Source organism: Stenotrophomonas sp. A3_2 (assembly GCF_036624925.1).
Lineage (GTDB): Bacteria > Pseudomonadota > Gammaproteobacteria > Xanthomonadales > Xanthomonadaceae > Stenotrophomonas > Stenotrophomonas hibiscicola.
Genome location: NZ_JAZKVY010000270.1, coordinates 14,437 through 30,979 on the forward strand (window position 1 = coordinate 14,437; position 16,543 = coordinate 30,979).

General features: G+C 61.4%; 13 protein-coding genes. 11 read left to right on the forward strand and 2 right to left on the reverse strand.

Features of this window, described 5'->3' with window-relative positions; translation table 11 throughout:
* The first annotated feature begins 2 nt into the window (after window positions 1-2).
* The 11 genes from R5H29_RS12760 to R5H29_RS12810 all read left to right on the forward strand — a co-directional run bounded on the left by R5H29_RS12760 (window position 3) and on the right by R5H29_RS12810 (window position 13,549).
* The gene (locus R5H29_RS12760) at window positions 3-1,406 is read left to right on the forward strand and encodes an FkbM family methyltransferase (RefSeq protein ID WP_227844407.1); all 1,404 of its coding nucleotides are present in this window, start codon (window positions 3-5) and stop codon (window positions 1,404-1,406) included.
* Complete coding sequence (locus R5H29_RS12765) at window positions 1,406-3,919, forward strand: glycosyltransferase (protein WP_197575772.1); 2,514 nt, start codon at window positions 1,406-1,408, stop codon at window positions 3,917-3,919. The genes R5H29_RS12760 and R5H29_RS12765 overlap by 1 nt, the downstream gene beginning before the upstream one ends.
* Before the next feature lie 101 nt (window positions 3,920-4,020).
* The gene (gene gmd / locus R5H29_RS12770; RefSeq protein WP_099588615.1) at window positions 4,021-5,061 is read left to right on the forward strand and encodes a GDP-mannose 4,6-dehydratase; all 1,041 of its coding nucleotides are present in this window, start codon (window positions 4,021-4,023) and stop codon (window positions 5,059-5,061) included.
* Window positions 5,039-5,962 carry an NAD-dependent epimerase/dehydratase family protein gene (locus R5H29_RS12775; protein WP_197575764.1) on the forward strand — a complete coding sequence of 308 codons (924 nt, stop codon included), beginning with the start codon at window positions 5,039-5,041 and terminating at the stop codon, window positions 5,960-5,962. Before gmd ends, R5H29_RS12775 begins: the two co-directional genes overlap by 23 nt.
* 122 nt (window positions 5,963-6,084) lie before the next feature.
* On the forward strand, window positions 6,085-7,035 hold the full coding sequence (locus R5H29_RS12780) for a UDP-glucuronic acid decarboxylase family protein (protein WP_099588614.1): 951 nt from the start codon (window positions 6,085-6,087) through the stop codon (window positions 7,033-7,035).
* 10 nt (window positions 7,036-7,045) lie between these two features.
* Complete coding sequence (locus R5H29_RS12785) at window positions 7,046-7,984, forward strand: glycosyltransferase (RefSeq protein WP_197575763.1); 939 nt, start codon at window positions 7,046-7,048, stop codon at window positions 7,982-7,984.
* On the forward strand, window positions 7,968-8,366 hold the full coding sequence (locus R5H29_RS12790) for a GtrA family protein (protein ID WP_099588612.1): 399 nt from the start codon (window positions 7,968-7,970) through the stop codon (window positions 8,364-8,366). The genes R5H29_RS12785 and R5H29_RS12790 overlap by 17 nt, the downstream gene beginning before the upstream one ends.
* The gene (locus R5H29_RS12795) at window positions 8,363-8,962 is read left to right on the forward strand and encodes a hypothetical protein (protein ID WP_099588611.1); all 600 of its coding nucleotides are present in this window, start codon (window positions 8,363-8,365) and stop codon (window positions 8,960-8,962) included. Before R5H29_RS12790 ends, R5H29_RS12795 begins: the two co-directional genes overlap by 4 nt.
* A gap of 17 nt (window positions 8,963-8,979) precedes the next feature.
* Window positions 8,980-11,034 carry a hypothetical protein gene (locus tag R5H29_RS12800; protein WP_197575762.1) on the forward strand — a complete coding sequence of 685 codons (2,055 nt, stop codon included), beginning with the start codon at window positions 8,980-8,982 and terminating at the stop codon, window positions 11,032-11,034.
* A gap of 13 nt (window positions 11,035-11,047) precedes the next feature.
* Window positions 11,048-12,364 (forward strand): hypothetical protein, encoded by a 1,317-nt coding sequence (locus tag R5H29_RS12805; protein WP_197575761.1) that lies wholly within the window; start codon window positions 11,048-11,050, stop codon window positions 12,362-12,364.
* Between the two features lie 18 nt (window positions 12,365-12,382).
* The gene (locus tag R5H29_RS12810) at window positions 12,383-13,549 is read left to right on the forward strand and encodes a nucleotide sugar dehydrogenase (protein WP_197575760.1); all 1,167 of its coding nucleotides are present in this window, start codon (window positions 12,383-12,385) and stop codon (window positions 13,547-13,549) included.
* A gap of 74 nt (window positions 13,550-13,623) precedes the next feature.
* Here the strand turns inward: R5H29_RS12810 and R5H29_RS12815 are convergent, their stop codons facing one another.
* Together R5H29_RS12815 and R5H29_RS12820 are read right to left on the reverse strand one after the other, a co-directional pair.
* Window positions 13,624-15,027: a mannose-1-phosphate guanylyltransferase/mannose-6-phosphate isomerase gene (locus R5H29_RS12815; RefSeq protein ID WP_197575759.1), complete on the reverse strand. Its 1,404-nt coding sequence runs from the start codon at window positions 15,025-15,027 to the stop codon at window positions 13,624-13,626.
* Between the two features lie 16 nt (window positions 15,028-15,043).
* Window positions 15,044-16,402: a phosphomannomutase gene (locus tag R5H29_RS12820; protein WP_332329251.1), complete on the reverse strand. Its 1,359-nt coding sequence runs from the start codon at window positions 16,400-16,402 to the stop codon at window positions 15,044-15,046.
* Between the last annotated feature and the right edge of the window lie 141 nt (window positions 16,403-16,543).

Here is a 16,543-nt window from a genome sequence, read left to right on the forward strand (position 1 = left end):
TCATGTCCAAACTCATTTCCTACGCCCAGAATTTCGAAGATGTCATCCTGTGGCGTGTACTGGGTCACATCAAAGGTGGCCGCTACATTGACGTCGGCGCGCAGAGCCCGGACATCGACTCTGTCAGCCTCGCATTCTATGAGCGTGGCTGGCGTGGGATTCATGTCGAACCGACCCAGCACTACTCGGATCTGCTGCGAGCGCGGCGTCCGGACGAGCAGGTGTTGCAGGTGGCCGTTACCGATGCTCCCGGCGAGCTACGCTTCTTCGACGTCGCCGACACCGGTTTGAGCACGCTGGATGAGCAGATCGCTCAGGAGCATCGCGATGCCGGCTTCAACGTCAGTGAAGTGCGCGTCCCGGCCGTAACCTTGGACAGTGTGTTCGAAATGGCGGGCCCTAGTGAGATCCACTGGCTCAAGATTGATGTCGAGGGCGCCGAGCGGGAGGTCATCGCAGGTTGGAACGGGTCGCGCCGGCCCTGGGTACTGGTAATCGAGGGTACACGGCCGCAGAGTCCGGAACTGAACCACCATCAGTGGGATCCGATGGTCTTGGCCAAGGGATACTCCTATGTGTATTTTGATGGGCTGAACCGCTTCTATGTAAGTGACGCGCACCCTGAGCTCGCGGCCGTGCTGACGTGTGGTCCGAATGTGTTTGATAACTTCGTCCTGGCGCCACAATCTGCATTCTGTTCGGCCGCCAATGCGGTTGCTGCCGAAGCCATGGCTCAGCAGAGAGCGTCTGCCGCTGAAGCAGCGCGGCAGCAGCGGGAGGCCGCTGCCGAAGTCGAGGGCCAGCAGCGTGCGCAGTTGGCCGAAGCGTCCCGGAAGATTGAACTGCTGGAGGTAGAGCTGCAGGCAAGGCGTGCTTCGGAGGCCGCCTTCCAGCGCGAGAAGAACCTGATCGTGGAAGCGGCCGGAGAGTATCGCGAAGAGTTCCAGCGGGCAGTGGCACAGAATCAGGTTTTCGCTGTTGAGATCGGACGTCGCGATGCTGAAATCGTGCGCCTGAATGAGGTCGTGCACGCGCTTCTGACCAGCACTTCGTGGCGGATCACCCGGCCATTGCGCGGGCTGAAGTATCTGGTCACGCAGCCGACGATGTTTGCGCGTCGCGTGGTGCTCGCGGCCATGCGTCGTGTTGCCCAGCGCCCCGCAGTCGCGCGTCCGCTGAACACGCTGTTGAAGCGGGTGCCGCAGCTGCATGCCAAGCTGATTTCGGTGGCGGTCAATAACCGGATCATCGCCCAGGTGCCGGGAGCCATGCAGCATGCAGGCCTGGTTGGCGGGGTTGGTTCGTTCGAGGGTCTCACCGAAGTGCAGGCTCTGGAACAGCTGTCCATGCGTGGACAGGCGTTCTACACGGATATCGCAGTTGCCAATCGCAGGGAGCGTAGATGATGCGAATTCTTCTGGACCTGCAGGGCGCCCAAGGTGAAAGCCGCTTGCGAGGCATCGGCCGATACTCGTTGTCGTTGGCCTTGTCGGTGGCGCGCAATGCGCGTGGCCATGACGTCCACGTTCTGGTCAATGGCGCCTTCCCCGAGGGCATCGATCACATACGTGACGCTTTCGCCGGGCTGCTGCCGAGGGCCAGCATCCACGTGCTGCACGTGCCGCTGCCCGTTGCCCAGCGTGAAGGCGAGAATGCGCTGCGTCGGGCGCAGGCCGAGATCGTCCGTGAGGCGGCGATTGCGACGCTGCAGCCGGATATCGTGCATGTCTCCAGCCTCTTCGAGGGCTTTGCCGACAATGCGGTGGGAACCATCAACCAGCACTGCCGCGTGCCGACGATCGTCACGCTGTACGACATGATTCCGTTGATGAATCCGAAGCTGTACCTGGACCCCGATCCGCGTTATCGTGAGTTCTATCATGGGAAGCTGGAACAGCTGGCGCGTGCCGACGCACTGGTGGCGATCTCGGAAAGCTCGGCGCAGGAAGCGCACGAAGTTGCCGGTTTCCCGGCAGAACGCATCTTCAACATGTCCGCAGCCTGCGATCTGGTGTTCCGTCCGATGGATACCCTGGACTCCCGGCGCATCCTGACCCGCGTTGCCTTTGGAGTGACCGCTGGCTTCGTGCTGTATACCGGCGGCGCGGATCGTCGCAAGAATCTGCCGCGACTGGTGGAAGCCTACGCAGGCCTGGATGCGAAACTGCGCGCGGGCATGCAGCTTGTGTTCGCCGGGCACATGCCCGCGCCGCACGTGGATGAGCTGAAGCGCCTTGCGGCGTCACTGGGCCTGGCGGAACGGGATCTGGTCTTCACCGGGTATGTTTCCGATGAGCAACTGGTCGCGCTCTACAACGAATGCAGTCTCTTTGCGTTTCCTTCGTGGCACGAGGGCTTCGGCCTGCCCGTGCTGGAGGCGATGGCGTGCGGTGCTGCAGTCATCGCGTCGGACGCTTCGAGCATTCGTGAGATCGCAACGGAACCCACTGCCTTGTTTGATCCCATGGATGTCGATTCGCTCCGCGCACGCATGGCTCACTTCCTCTCCAATCCGGAAGAGAACCAGCGCCTGCGTGACTATTCACTGGAGCGCACGCAGGCGTTCTCGTGGGACAAGGTGGCCTCGGTCTTCGTCGATGCGTGCGAGCACGTGGTTGGACTGGGGCTGGAGCGCACCTCGCCCGAGGCAGCGATCAACATCGCGACAACCCGTCTGGGCGCGCTCCCCGATACCCAGGGCACCGATCTACTGAGGGCTGCGGATGCGCTTGATCGCAGCTGCGTGGCTGAGCGGCTGCTGCTGGTTGATGTGACCGAACTGGCGGACAAGGATCTGCGCACGGGCATCCAGCGCGTCACGCGTGCGGTGGTGGCCGAATGGGCAAAATTGCCGCCTACAGGGTATCGGCTGCAGTTGGTGCGGCTGGATCGTAGTACCGGCCAGTACGTCTGCGCCAACATGTATGCAGCGACGTTGCTGGGTCTGCCGCAGCAGGCCGATCTGCCGGTGGTGTGCCACGCAGGTGATGTGTTCCTGGGGCTGGATTTGACAGGTTCTGCGGTGAGGGTGGGAAGTGAGTGGTTCCGCTACCTGCGCCGCAGTGGTGTGAAGATCAGCTTCGTTGTCTATGACATCCTGCCAGTCCGGCATCCGCAGTGGTGGCCGGGCGGCGGGGGTCAGCACCATGAAGCGTGGCTGCGGGAAATCCTCGGTTGCGCAGACCAGCTCATCTGCATTTCCAGAGCCGTGGCCGATGATGTCCGTGCCTGGATGGACGAGCAGCAGGTTCAGAGCTTGGCCTCGATTGACTGGTTCCACCTGGGTGCCGACCTGGATGGCAGCGTGCCATCGAAGGGGCTTCCGGATGATGCCGGGCAGGTGATCGCGCGGATCGCCGCCGTACCCAGTTTCCTGATGGTAGGGACGATCGAACCCCGTAAAGGTCATGCGATGGTGCTGTCGGCCTTCGAGACGCTATGGGCGGAAGGGCATGACGTGAATCTGGTCATCGTCGGACGCAAGGGCTGGTTGGTTGACGCGTTGTGCAGCCGCTTGGCGGGCCATGCGCGACTCGGTCGCCAGTTGTTCTGGTTCGAGAGTGCCAGTGACGAGTACCTGGACGCGATCTACGCCAATTCCAGCTGCCTGATGGCTGCCTCGGAAGGTGAGGGGTTTGGTTTGCCGCTGATCGAGGCCGCGCAGCGTGGTCTGTCGATCATCGCCCGCGATATTCCCGTATTTAGGGAAGTGGCGGGTGGGCATGCACACTTCTTCTCGGGGTACGGCGACGCCCCAATCGCGCAAGCCGTCCGTGAATGGCTGCCACTTCGGGCCAAGGGGGCCGAAACCCGTTCAGACCGCATGCCCTGGCTGACCTGGACCCAGAGCGCCGCACAGCTGCAGCGGGTGTTGCTGCAGGATCTCGCCACCGTGGACCGGTCCCTCACCAGCTCCTGAGCTATGATCCACCGTTGCATGGGCGAGCGGGGGGCGCAGGCGACAATTGCCCCCGCGATCTGGCGGAACCCGCCAAACCAGACTTTTGAAGAGAGATCGGAATGAGCAATAAGAAGGCGATTATCACCGGCATCACTGGCCAGGACGGTGCTTACCTGACCGAACTGCTGCTTGAGAAAGGATACGAGGTGTATGGCACCTATCGCCGCACCAGCTCCGTCAATTTCTGGCGCCTGGACGAACTGGGTGTCACCAATCACCCGAACCTGCACTTGGTCGAGTATGACCTGACCGATCTGGGCACCTCGCTGGCCATGGTGCAGAAAATCCAGCCGGACGAGATCTACAACCTGGCTGCGCAGAGCTTCGTCGGCGTGAGCTTTGAACAGCCGACCACCACTGCGCAGATTACCGGTGTGGGCGCGCTGAACCTGCTGGAGGCGATTCGCCTGGTCAACCCGAAGATCCGCTTTTACCAGGCGTCGACCTCGGAAATGTTCGGAAAGGTGCAGGCCGTGCCGCAGGTGGAAGACACCCCGTTCTACCCGCGCAGTCCCTACGGCGTGGCCAAGCTCTACGCGCACTGGATCACGGTGAACTACCGCGAGAGCTATGACATCTTTGGTTCCAGCGGCATCCTGTTCAACCATGAGAGCCCGCTGCGCGGCCGCGAGTTCGTGACCCGCAAGATCACCGACTCGGTGGCCAAGATCAAGCTGGGCCAGCTGGACTGCCTGGAGCTGGGGAACCTGGATGCCAAGCGCGACTGGGGCTTTGCCAAGGAATATGTGGAAGGCATGTGGCGCATGCTGCAGGCCGATCAGCCCGACACTTTCGTTCTGGCGACCAACCGTACCGAAACCGTCCGCGATTTCGTCAGCATGGCGTTCAAGGGGGCCGGGATCGACGTCGAGTTCAAGGGCAGGGATATCGACGAAGTTGCCATCGATGCCGCGAGCGGCAAGACCGTGATGCGCATCAATCCGAAGTTCCATCGCCCGGCGGAAGTCGATCTGCTGATCGGCAATCCGGAAAAGGCCGAGCGCATCCTGGGCTGGAAGCCCCAGACCACGTTGGAACAGCTGTGCCAGATGATGGTCGAAGCCGACCTGAAGAGGAATGAGCGTGGTTTCTCGTTCTGACCTGAACGGAAAGCGGGTTCTTGTCACCGGAGCGTCCGGCTTCACCGGACGCTACATGGTGGAGGAACTGCGTGCGCAGGGCTGTCATATTGTTGCGTTGAGCGGGCAGGGTGCAGCCAGCGCTGCTGATGACCATGTCGTTGCCGATCTGACAGATGCTGTGGCGGTGACGGCTGCCGTAGCCGAGGCGCGCGCGGATATCGTCGTGCATCTGGCCGCGCTGGCTTTCGTTGGCCACGGTAAGGTCGAGGACTTCTACAGCGTGAACCTGATGGGGACACGCCACCTGCTCGCCGCCCTGGACCAAGCCGGGCATCGTCCCGAACACGTCCTGCTGGCCAGCAGTGCCAATATCTACGGCAATCGCTCCAGCGGTATCCTGGACGAGGATACGATGCCTGAGCCGGCCAACGACTACGCGGTGAGCAAGCTGGCCATGGAGCATGTGGCGGGCCTGTGGCGTGAGCGCTTGCCGATCACTATTGTCCGGCCGTTCAACTACACCGGTGTCGGCCAAGCAGAGCAGTTCCTGGTACCGAAAATTGTCGCTCATTTCGCCCGGCGGCTGCCGGTGATGGAACTGGGCAACCTGGAGGTCTCCCGAGATTTTGGCGATGTAAGGGCCGTGGTTTCCGCCTACAGGCAGCTCTTGCAGGTGCCCGCTGGGGGGCAGGTGGTCAATGTCTGCTCGGGCCGTGGCCTCAGCCTGAGCGAGATTGTCATGCTGTGCGCGGAACTGACCGGCCATCAGCTGGAGATCCGGGTGAATCCGGCTTTTGTCCGACCCAACGAAGTCAAGGTGCTGCTGGGCAGCAACGAGCGCCTGCGGGGACTGATAGGCGACTGGCAGGTTCCGCCAATGCAGGAGACGCTGGCCTGGATGCTGGGCGCTGCCCTGTAGGACTTCCCGCCGACTTGGCGCGGACTTGGCATACAATTACTGAATGACTGGGGCTATCCCGGAAGCGGGTCATGGCGGCCTGCTCCGGAGTGCAACCACCGATCCCGAGGATTGCATCGATCATGGCTGAAGAACAAAAACGCGTTCTGGTAACTGGTGGCGCCGGTTTCCTTGGATCCCACCTGTGTGATCGTCTGATCGATGCAGGTCATGACGTCCTGTGCGTGGACAACTTCTACACTGGCAGCAAGGCGAACGTTGACGGTTTACTCAACCATCCGCGTTTTGAGCTGATGCGCCATGATGTGACGTTCCCGCTCTACGTGGAAGTTGACCGCATTTTCAATCTGGCCTGCCCGGCGTCGCCTGTGCACTACCAGCACGATCCGGTGCAGACCACCAAGACCAGTGTGCACGGTGCGATCAATATGTTGGGCCTGGCCAAGCGTGTCGGGGCTCGTATCCTGCAGGCCAGCACGAGCGAAGTCTACGGAGATCCGGAAATCCACCCGCAGGTCGAAGGTTATTGGGGCCGGGTCAACCCGATCGGCATCCGCAGCTGCTACGACGAAGGCAAGCGCTGTGCCGAAACTCTGTTCTTCGACTACTGGCGCCAGCACCAGCTCGAAATAAAGGTGATGCGTATCTTCAATACCTACGGCCCGCGCATGCATCCCAACGACGGTCGCGTGGTCAGCAACTTCATCGTGCAGGCGCTGAAGGGCGAGCCCATCACGATCTACGGCGATGGCACCCAGACCCGCAGCTTCTGCTATGTCGATGACCTCATCGAAGGCATGCTGCGTCTGATGAATTCGCCGGCCGATTTCACCGGGCCGGTGAACATCGGCAACCCTGGTGAGTTCACTATGCTTGAGCTGGCTGAAACCGTCCTGCGTCTGGTTGGTGGCACCTCGAAGATCGAGCATCGCCCGCTGCCGTCTGATGACCCCAAGCAGCGCCAGCCGGACATCAGCCTGGCCAAGGCCACGTTCGACTGGGAGCCGAAGGTCGCGCTGGAGGACGGCCTGAAGGAAACCATTGCCTACTTCCGCCATCGCCTGCAGGCCTGAGGACGCAACGATGCGCAAGGTTGTGGTGATGCCAGTGTATGAGGACCTGGAAGCTTCCTCGAAGCTGTTCCTGGAACTGGCGCGTACCCAGGGTCCGGATACCTATGTCGTGGCGGTGGATGATGGTTCAGTTCGCCAGCCGTTGCAGGTGTCGGCCATTGAGGCAGCCGCACTGGAAGGCGTGGTGATCAAGCTGCGTCGCAACGTCGGGCATCAACGCGCCATTGCCATCGGCCTAAGCTACGTTGCAGAGCATTTCGATGATAATGTGATCGTCATCTCGATGGATTCCGATGGCGAAGACACACCTGAGAGCATCACTGAACTGGTCGGTGGGCTGTCATCGCCCGATGTCGACGTGGTTGTGGCTACCCGCAAGAGCCGGGTCGAATCCCTGAAGTTCAAGTCGTTCTACATCGTCTACAAGCTCCTGTTCTCGCTGCTGAGCGGGCGCAAGATCAGCTTCGGTAATTTCATGGCTGCCAAGATGCCGGCGGTGCGCCGCCTGTCTTCGATGCAGGAACTGTGGACGCACGTGGCGGCTGCTGTGCTCGGCTCCAAATTGCGCGTGCAGACCTGTGCACTGGATCGTGGCGCGCGTTATGCCGGGCGCAGCAAGATGAACTTCGTTGGCCTGGCCCTGCATGGCTTCCGCGCGCTGATGGTATTTGCCGAGGATGTATTGGTGCGCGTGGGCATTGCCTGCACGCTCGTAGCGGGCCTGTCAGTGGTCGGTGGCGTGGTGGCATTGCTGTTGAAGACGATGGGCTTCGCTACGCCTGGCTGGTTCTCGTTGGCCTTCGGCATCCTACTGCTGGTGTTCCTGCAGACAGCGGCACTTACGCTGATCATCCTGATGCTTTCGGGCATGATCCGCAGCGGCGGGGTGCTGGTCGCAGGCAGTTATCGTGAATTCGTCGATGAGGTACAGCATGCCCGCCGCGCCTGAGCGCGCGTTGGGTGGCCAGTTGATCAGGTACCTGATCAACGGCGTTGTCGCTACGGTAGTGCATTACAGCGTGCTGCGTTTCAACATCGAAGTGCTGCACATTCCCCTGGCTGGGATCGCCAATGCCATCGCCGCCGTGTTCGGCATTTCGGTGTCCTTTCTGGGCAGCCGCTACTTCGTGTTCCGCGGCCAGCAGGGCAGCGTGGTGAAGCAGGGCTCGCTATTTCTGCTGGTCTACGCCGCCATCGCCGTCCTGCATGCCCTGGTGATGTATGTCTGGGCCGATCGGCTCGGCTATGACTACCGCATCGGCTTCCTGCTTGCCACCGGCATGCAGATGGCCTTCAGTTTCCTTGCGAACAAATTCGTGGTGTTCAAATGAACAAGTACCTGCGCGCCATCCTGGCCACCGTTGCCTTCATTGCCGTTCTGCTGTTGACCTACTACCTGCACATGCGCTATTTCCGCGTCAATGTGGTTCTGTACGCCAGCATCCTGGATGCGCTCATCGCGTTGGTGGTTGTTTTCGGCACGCTGTACCTGCTCAAGTGCTTCCGTGATTTCAGTCGCCTGGAACTGATCCAGCTGGCCGCTATTTGGTTGCTGGGCGGATACCTGTTCGCCATTTCGGTGCCGACGGTGATCGACCGCTCGTTGTCGTTCTACATTCTGGAGAAACTGCAGCAGCGTGGCGGTGGCATCCGCGAGGATGCGTTCAGGCAGGTCTTCACCGAGGAATACGTACGCGAGCATCACCTCGTGGAAGTCCGCCTGACCGAGCAACTGCAGTCCGGTACGATCGATATCGAGCATGGCTGCGTGAAGCTGACCCCGCGCGGTGAGCGCCTTGCCTCGTTCAGCCGCTTCTACCGCCGGAACCTGCTGCCGACCCACCGACTGCTGATGGGTCAGTACACCGACGCGCTGACGGATCCATTCCGCGACAGCCACATGAGCAACGACTACCGTTGCCGTTGACGCCCCGGAGGCCGAGCATGCTGTCCATGCCTGATTCCGGCCAAGCGCCCGGCAACACGGCAAGCGTTGCTCGGCTGGTGTGGCCGCTGCTGCTGCTGATTGTCGGTTTCTGGCTGGTGCCGCTGGCGCTGACCTGCCAGTTGCAGTGCGTGCCCGGCGACCTGGGCGATGCCCGCTTCAACAATGTGGTGCTGGAGCATTTCTACCGTTGGTTGGGCGGGCACGAAGCCAGCTTGGTGAGCCCGGGCTTTTTCTACCCGATGCCCGGTGCGTTGACCTTCTCGGACAACCACTGGGGAACGGCGTGGATCTACGCGATCTTCCGCGCGCTGGGCTGGGACCGTTACCAGGCATTCGACCTGTGGTTCCTCTGCGGCTACCTGCTGAATTTCGTGGCGAGCCACTACGTCTTCCGCCGGCTGCGCTTCTCGCCGCTGGCCAGCGCGCTGGCGGCGTTCGCATTCACCTTCGCGATGCCGGTGGTTGCGCGGTATGGCCACGCGCAGCTGACGTATCGCTTCCTGATTCCCATCGGCCTGCTACTGTGGCAGTGCTTCCGCGGAGCTGGACGCTGGCGATGGCTGGCGGCGCTCGCGCTCGCGGTTGCGGCACAGTTCTATATCTCCATCTACCTGGGCTACTTCATGCTGCTTTTTCTGGCGGCATGGGCGCTGGCGCAATGGCTGCTGGAAGGGTGGGGGCCTCGTCAATGGTTCGAGCAATGGCAGCACTACCCACAGGGTGTTGTCCGGCGCGAGCTGATCCTGGCCTCGCTGACGATCGTGGCCGCAGCGGTGATGATCGCCGTGCTGATGTACCCGTACCTGCATTATTCAAAGCTATACGGTTTCCAGCGCGCTGCGGCGGAGATCGCTTCGCTGCTGCCCCGGCCACAGAGTTACCTGTTGGCCGATTCGTCGGGAGTGTGGGGCGGTCTCAGTCAGCAGTTGGCCACGCGCATGCCGATGCGCCATGAGCAACAGATTTTCTTTGGTCTGGGTATTCTGGGGTTGATGGGCGTCGGCCTGTTCATGTCACGGCTGCCATCGCGATGGGTTGCGCTGGGCGCGATCGTCATCGTGGTGGCGCTGACCCTGAGTGTGGGGGGCGTATCCCTCTATATGCTGCTGGCCAAATTGCCAGGTGTTGGCTCGATCCGCGCCATGGCACGCATCGGCTTGGTACTGGCCCTGCCAGTCGCGCTGCTTGTTGCTGTCGGCGTGGATGCTTTGCGAACAAAGGGAAAAGCAGGACTGCTTGTTGCTGGTGCCTTCGCGTTGGGGATGGTGGCTGAGTCCGGGTCGATGCACACGGTCCATTTCGATATCCAGACCGCACGTCTACACGATACAGGTCTGCGCACCCAGCTGCCCTCGCAGCTATCCGTTGATGCGGTGATTTTCAATCCATTGCGACCCGAAGTGCCGTTTTACGAGGATGAACTGGACGGAGTGATTCTGGCCCAATCGCTGGGCAGGCCGACACTTAATGGCTATTCTGGTAACAGTCCGCCGGGCTACACCGCCAACGTTGAAGCGTCGCCCGAGCAACAGGCAGAGCAACGAATAGGGGCAGCCAAGGCATTCTTTGCAGAAAGGCTGCATCTTGCATTGCCGTTGGAAATGGCGGACTCACTGGAGATCGTGCGCCATCCTGAGCCTTCGGACACACCCCTAAGCCAGATGCGGTTGACGGAAATGGCGCGTGTGTCGATCCAGGTCGTTACGCTGCGGCGTCAGTCAGATGGCTATTCCGTACAGGTGCGTATCCACAATGGTGGCGATCACTTCTTGACCTCCAGGTCTCACGCACCCTTCAGGCTTTCATGGCAGTGGTTTACCGATGCCGAAGGCCCCGATTCGGCGCGTTGGACCGAACGCGTGGATCCGACAGGTGGGGTGAATGTTGCACCTGGCTCTGATTTCATCACGACGTTCAAGATTCCGGATAGGCAGGAACCAAGGGCACGTCTGGCGGTAAGCGGCGTGCTGGAGGGGCGTGCCTGGCTGCACGATCATGGCATGCAGCCGGCCGTCGCCGAGCCTGATGCCGCAAGACCACCGAACCCCTGAGCAACGCATTCGCATGAAGTCCAGCCGTCCTGCCATCGAATGGGGCCTGATCGCAGCCGGTGTCGTGGTCATCGCATTGACCCTTCACCCTGCCATCTTGGGTGATGCTGCTGTCCGCTACCAGACCATCGAGTACTGGTTGGGGGAGGGCGGGGGCTATTCGAAGTTCTCGATGATCCAGCCCGCGCTTTCCATGCCATTGGCGTGGTTGGCCAATGCCGTGGGTATCGATCCGGCACACTTGGTCGCCTACTTCAACGGCCTGGTTTTTCTGGTGATGGGAGCCGCTGCCTATCCCGAGCTGGCCCGGCGCTATTCGCCGGAAACGGGCCGTGCATGGTTGCTCCTGATGATGGCGGCGTCGATGTTTCCCCACCATCTGCAGCACTATTACGGCGAGGTGTTGACCAGCCTGTGCCTGTTGCTGGGGATCCTTTGGATCAGTCATCGTTCCTTGATCGCGGTGTTGCTGCTGGCGCTGGCTTGTGTCACTACGCCGGCATTGCTTGTCCCCTTCGCCGCCGTTGCTTTCGTATGGCTGCTCGTGCGTCGCAATCCATTGCCAATGCTTGCGCTCTTGATCGCAGGAGCGATCTTTCTGGGCGAGACGCTGATCAAGTACCGCGGCTTTGACTCTGGTTACCTCTCGGATGGCGAGCACGGCTTCGCGACTGTCCTGCCTTACTCAGGGCGCCCCGGGTTCAGCTATCCGATGTTCTTTGGCGTCCTATCCCTCTTGATGTCCTTCGGCAAGGGACTGGTTTTCTATATTCCCGCGCTGGTTCTTGTCTTGAGCCGTCGCGTCCGGGAGATGCTGCAGCTCGATGCGCGCGCGACGTGGATTGCGTTGGCTGCATTGGCGCTGCCCATCCTCTTTTACTCCAAGTGGTGGGCGTGGTACGGCGGTGCCTTCTGGGGTCCGAGATTCTTTCTCTATCTCTGCGCGCCTGCTTGCCTGTTTATCGCCCTGGCAATGCAGGATCGTGCCGTCGCGTGGCCACGGCGATTGCTGGTCACAGCTATCCTGGTGTTGTCTGCCTGGGTTGCTGTCGATGGCTACCTGTACGGTCAGGAGGAGATGGATGCATGCTGGGCTGACAATTATTCCAAGGAGTACCTGTGCTGGTATGTGCCTGAGTTCAGCGCGCTATGGCGGCCTTTCGTCACCGGCAGTTTCTGGCACATGATGAGCAACGTACGCTGGCCCTACGCGGCTTGGAATCTGCTCGTTGTCGGCTACCTGCTGGCTCGTGAACTAATTGGCTCGCTAGGGCGGGATCCTGCGCCCCGGCCGTTGTCTGTCGCAGCAAAGAATTCCGCCCTTCCCTGATATTTGACCGAGAGCACCATGAAAATCGCAATCGCAGGCACCGGCTATGTCGGACTTTCCAATGGCGTACTCCTCGCACGGCAGCATGAAGTCGTGGCGCTGGATGTGCTGGGGGACAAGGTAGAAAAACTCAACCGCGGTGAATCGCCGATCGTCGATGCAGATATTCAGAGCGCGCTGGCGGGCGGCGCGCTGAACTTCCGTGCAACGCTTGATCCGTACGAAGCGTATGAAGGTGCTGATTTTGTCGTCATCGCCACACCGACGGACTACGATCCGGAAACCAACTACTTCAACACCGGCTCGATTGAAAGCGTCATCAAGAAGGTGCTGTCGATCAATCCGTCGGCGACGATGATCATCAAGTCAACCATCCCCGTGGGTTTTACCCGTCGGATGCGTGAACAGTTCGGTGTCCAGAACATCATCTTCTCGCCGGAATTCCTGCGTGAAGGCCGCGCCCTGTACGACAATCTGCATCCGTCCCGGATCATCGTCGGCGACCATTCCGAGGCGGCCAAGACGTTCGCGGCGCTGCTCGAAGCCGGGGCGGAAAAGAAGGATGTCCCGGTGCTGTTCACCGATTCAACCGAAGCAGAAGCCATCAAGCTGTTTGCCAACACATACCTGGCGATGCGGGTGTCCTACTTCAACGAACTGGATACCTACGCGCAGACTCATGGCCTTGACAGCCGTCAGATCATCGAAGGCATTTCGCTGGATCCACGCATTGGCAGAGGCTACAACAACCCATCGTTCGGTTACGGCGGCTACTGCCTGCCCAAGGATACCAAGCAGCTTCTGGCCAACTACCAGAGCGTTCCACAGAACCTGATCCGGGCGATTGTCGATTCCAACACCACGCGCAAGGATTTCATCGCAGCCGATATCCTGCGCCGCAAGCCCAAGGTCGTAGGCGTCTACCGCTTGATCATGAAGGCGGGCTCGGACAATTTCCGTTCCTCCAGCATCCAGGGGATCATGAAGCGCATCAAGGCCAAGGGCGTGGACGTGATCGTCCACGAGCCCGTTCTGGATGCGGCGGAGTTCTTCAATTCGCGGGTAGTCAATGACCTGCAGGCGTTCAAGCAGGAAGCGGATGTGATCATCAGCAACCGTATGGCGGATTCACTGCTCGACGTTTCTGACAAGGTGTACACGCGCGATCTGTTCGGCGACAACTGATCGTTGCCAAGCGGGAAAGAAAAAGGCCGGGAGTCATGTTCCCGGCCTTTTTTCATGCGTGACGCGGGAAGGGCTCAGGCGCGCCCGTAGCTGTCTTCGAAACGCACGATGTCGTCCTCACCTAGGTAGCTGCCTGACTGAACTTCAATCAGCTCCAGCGGTAGCTTGCCCGGGTTCTTCAGACGATGGGTCACGCCCAGCGGAATATACGTGCTCTGGTTCTCCGACAGCAGGATCACCTCATCGCCACGGGTGACTTCGGCAGTGCCGCTGACCACGATCCAGTGCTCGGCACGGTGGTGGTGCATCTGCAGGCTCAGCGTTGCGCCTGGCTTAACGGTGATGCGCTTGACCTGGAACCGCGCGCCGTTGTCGATGGAGTCGTAGGCGCCCCAAGGGCGGTAGACCTTGCGGTGAGCGGCGGCTTCGCTGCGACCATTGCGCTTGATCTGGCCGACGATCTCCTTGACGTCCTGTACGCGGTCCTTGTGGCCCACGAACACGGCGTCATCGGTTTCAACGATCACGATGTCCTGCAGGCCAACCATCGCAATCAGGCGATTGCCATAAGCGTAGCTGTCCTTGCAGTCCAGGGCGATCACATCGCCATGGCAGGCATTGCCGTCGGCGTCCTTGTCGGACACCTCCCACAGCGCCGACCACGATCCAACGTCGTTCCACTCGGCATCGAGCGGTACGACGGCGGCGTCGGCGGTCTTTTCCATCACGGCGTAGTCGATGGAGTCGTTCGGGCTGGCGGCGAAGGCCTCTGCATCCAGGCGGATGAAGTCGTTGTCGCGGGCGGCCTTGTCGAGCGCCTGGCGGCAGGCGGCCAGGATCGCAGGCTGCAGGGCTTCCAGCTCCTTCAGGTAACGCGAGGCCTTGAACAGGAACATGCCGCTGTTCCAGAAGTACTCGCCGGAAGCGACGTACTGTTCGGCGGTGGCCAGATCGGGCTTTTCGACGAAACGGTCGACGGCGCGCACGCCTTCGCCTGCAGCGGCCTTGATGTAGCCGTAGCCGGTTTCCGGTGCGGTCGGCACGATGCCGAAGGTGACCAGCTTGCCGGACTCGGCAGCGAGGGCGGCCTGCTTGACCGCCGCGTGGAAGGCCGCTTCGTTGCGGACCACGTGGTCGGACGGCAGCACCAGCAGCAGCGCGTCATCGCCATTGGCCAAGGCCTGCAGCGCGGCGATCGCGATGGCCGGAGCGGTATTGCGGCCTACCGGCTCGAGGATCAGTGCCTGCGGCAGCACCTTGCACTCGCGCAGCTGCTCGGCAGCCATGAAGCGGTGCTCCTGGTTGGCGACCACGATCGGTGCCGCGCCGGCGATGGAAGCAACCCGCTTCCAGGTGGCCTGCAGCATGGTGTCATCGCCGACCAGCGGCAGGAACTGCTTCGGATAGGCCTCGCGCGACAGCGGCCACAGCCGCGTGCCCGAGCCGCCGGACAGAATGACGGGGACAATTGGGGTCATGCGAAGTATGTCCTTCTCAGTGATTGGCTGGCGTGCCGCCAATCAGGGCGGTCAGCTCGCGGATTCGGTCCCGCAGCAATGCTTCATCGCCACGGGTCTCGATGTTCAGCCGCAGCAGCGGTTCGGTATTGGAGCTGCGCAGGTTGAAGCGCCATTCGGCAAAGTCGGCGCTGACGCCGTCGGTGCGATCCAGGACCGGCTGCTGAGCCTCGAAATGAGCCAGCACGCGCGCGACCGTGGCCTTGGCATCGTCCACGCGGAAGTTGATCTCGCCGCTGCACGGGTAAGCCTTCATACGGTCGGCGACCAGCTCGCCCAGCGATTTACCCGTGCTGGATACCAGCTGTGCGATCAGCAACCACGGGATCATCCCCGAATCGCAGTAGGCGAATTCTCGGAAGTAGTGATGCGCGCTCATTTCACCACCGTAGATGGCGTCTTCGGCGCGCATGCGTTCCTTGATGAACGCATGGCCGGTCTTGCTCATGATCGGCACGCCGCCGGCCTGCTCGACCATTTCCACGGTGTTCCAGGTCAGGCGCGGGTCGTGGATGATCTTGCCGCCCGGCTGGCGGGTCAGCAGGGCGGTGGCCAGCAGGCCGACCAGGTAGTAGCCCTCGATGAAGTTGCCTTCGGCATCGAAGAAGAAGCAACGGTCGAAGTCGCCATCCCAGGCGATGCCGAAGTCGGCGCCATGGGCGCGCACGGCATCGCGCGTGGCCGCGCGGTTCTCCGGCAGCAGCGGATTGGGGATGCCGTTCGGGAAACTGCCGTCGGCCTCATGCTGGATGCGGATGAACTCGAACGGCAGGTGCGGAGCCAGCTGGTCGATGACCAGTCCCGCGCCGCCGTTGCCGGAATTGGTGACGATCTTCAGCGGCGTCAGGCTGGCGCGATCGACATAGCCGAGCAGGTGCTGGATATAGGCCGACTTGTCGGCATCCTGGGTCACGCTTCCAGTGCCGTTGCCGAGCGGGGCATCGGAGGCGGCGAAATCGCGGATATCGAACAGGCCGGTGTCACCGCTGATCGGCTTGGCGCCGTCGCGCACCAGCTTCATCCCGTTGTAGTCCATCGGGTTGTGGCTGGCGGTGACCATGATGCCGCCGGCGGCATGGCGGTGGAACGTCTGGAAATAGACCTCCTCGGTGCCACACATGCCGATGTCGATGACGTCACGGCCGCTGGCGGTCAGGCCCTTGATGGCGGCCTGCAGCAGCGCGGGGCTGCTCAAGCGGATGTCGTGTCCAACCACCACCGGTCCCGGGCCCAGCAACGCGGCGGTGCCGGCGCCGATACGGCAGGCAAGGCGTTCATCCAGTTCATCCGGAACGCGGCCACGGATGTCATAGGCCTTGAAACACGGAAGCGTCATCAATGCAGTCCTTACACGGGTTGACCCGGGATTATAGCGATAGGTAATGCAAGGACGAGTGATCCAGGCCAGCGTCCCTGCGGGCCCCGAGACGGTTGGAGATGCCACGTAACCTTTTGATTCCGTGGCATCTTTCAGGTG

What these genes read in the sequence shown, in the direction of transcription:
- R5H29_RS12760 (WP_227844407.1), top strand. Translation starts at nt 3, where the DNA reads ATGTCCAAACTCATTTCCTACGCCCAGAATTTCGAAGATGTCATCCTG.
- R5H29_RS12765 (WP_197575772.1), top strand. Translation starts at nt 1,406, where the DNA reads ATGCGAATTCTTCTGGACCTGCAGGGCGCCCAAGGTGAAAGCCGCTTG.
- gmd (WP_099588615.1), top strand. Translation starts at nt 4,021, where the DNA reads ATGAGCAATAAGAAGGCGATTATCACCGGCATCACTGGCCAGGACGGT.
- R5H29_RS12775 (WP_197575764.1), top strand. Translation starts at nt 5,039, where the DNA reads ATGAGCGTGGTTTCTCGTTCTGACCTGAACGGAAAGCGGGTTCTTGTC.
- R5H29_RS12780 (WP_099588614.1), top strand. Translation starts at nt 6,085, where the DNA reads ATGGCTGAAGAACAAAAACGCGTTCTGGTAACTGGTGGCGCCGGTTTC.
- R5H29_RS12785 (WP_197575763.1), top strand. Translation starts at nt 7,046, where the DNA reads ATGCGCAAGGTTGTGGTGATGCCAGTGTATGAGGACCTGGAAGCTTCC.
- R5H29_RS12790 (WP_099588612.1), top strand. Translation starts at nt 7,968, where the DNA reads ATGCCCGCCGCGCCTGAGCGCGCGTTGGGTGGCCAGTTGATCAGGTAC.
- R5H29_RS12795 (WP_099588611.1), top strand. Translation starts at nt 8,363, where the DNA reads ATGAACAAGTACCTGCGCGCCATCCTGGCCACCGTTGCCTTCATTGCC.
- R5H29_RS12800 (WP_197575762.1), top strand. Translation starts at nt 8,980, where the DNA reads ATGCTGTCCATGCCTGATTCCGGCCAAGCGCCCGGCAACACGGCAAGC.
- R5H29_RS12805 (WP_197575761.1), top strand. Translation starts at nt 11,048, where the DNA reads ATGAAGTCCAGCCGTCCTGCCATCGAATGGGGCCTGATCGCAGCCGGT.
- R5H29_RS12810 (WP_197575760.1), top strand. Translation starts at nt 12,383, where the DNA reads ATGAAAATCGCAATCGCAGGCACCGGCTATGTCGGACTTTCCAATGGC.
- R5H29_RS12815 (WP_197575759.1), bottom strand. Translation starts at nt 15,027, where the DNA reads ATGACCCCAATTGTCCCCGTCATTCTGTCCGGCGGCTCGGGCACGCGG.
- R5H29_RS12820 (WP_332329251.1), bottom strand. Translation starts at nt 16,402, where the DNA reads ATGACGCTTCCGTGTTTCAAGGCCTATGACATCCGTGGCCGCGTTCCG.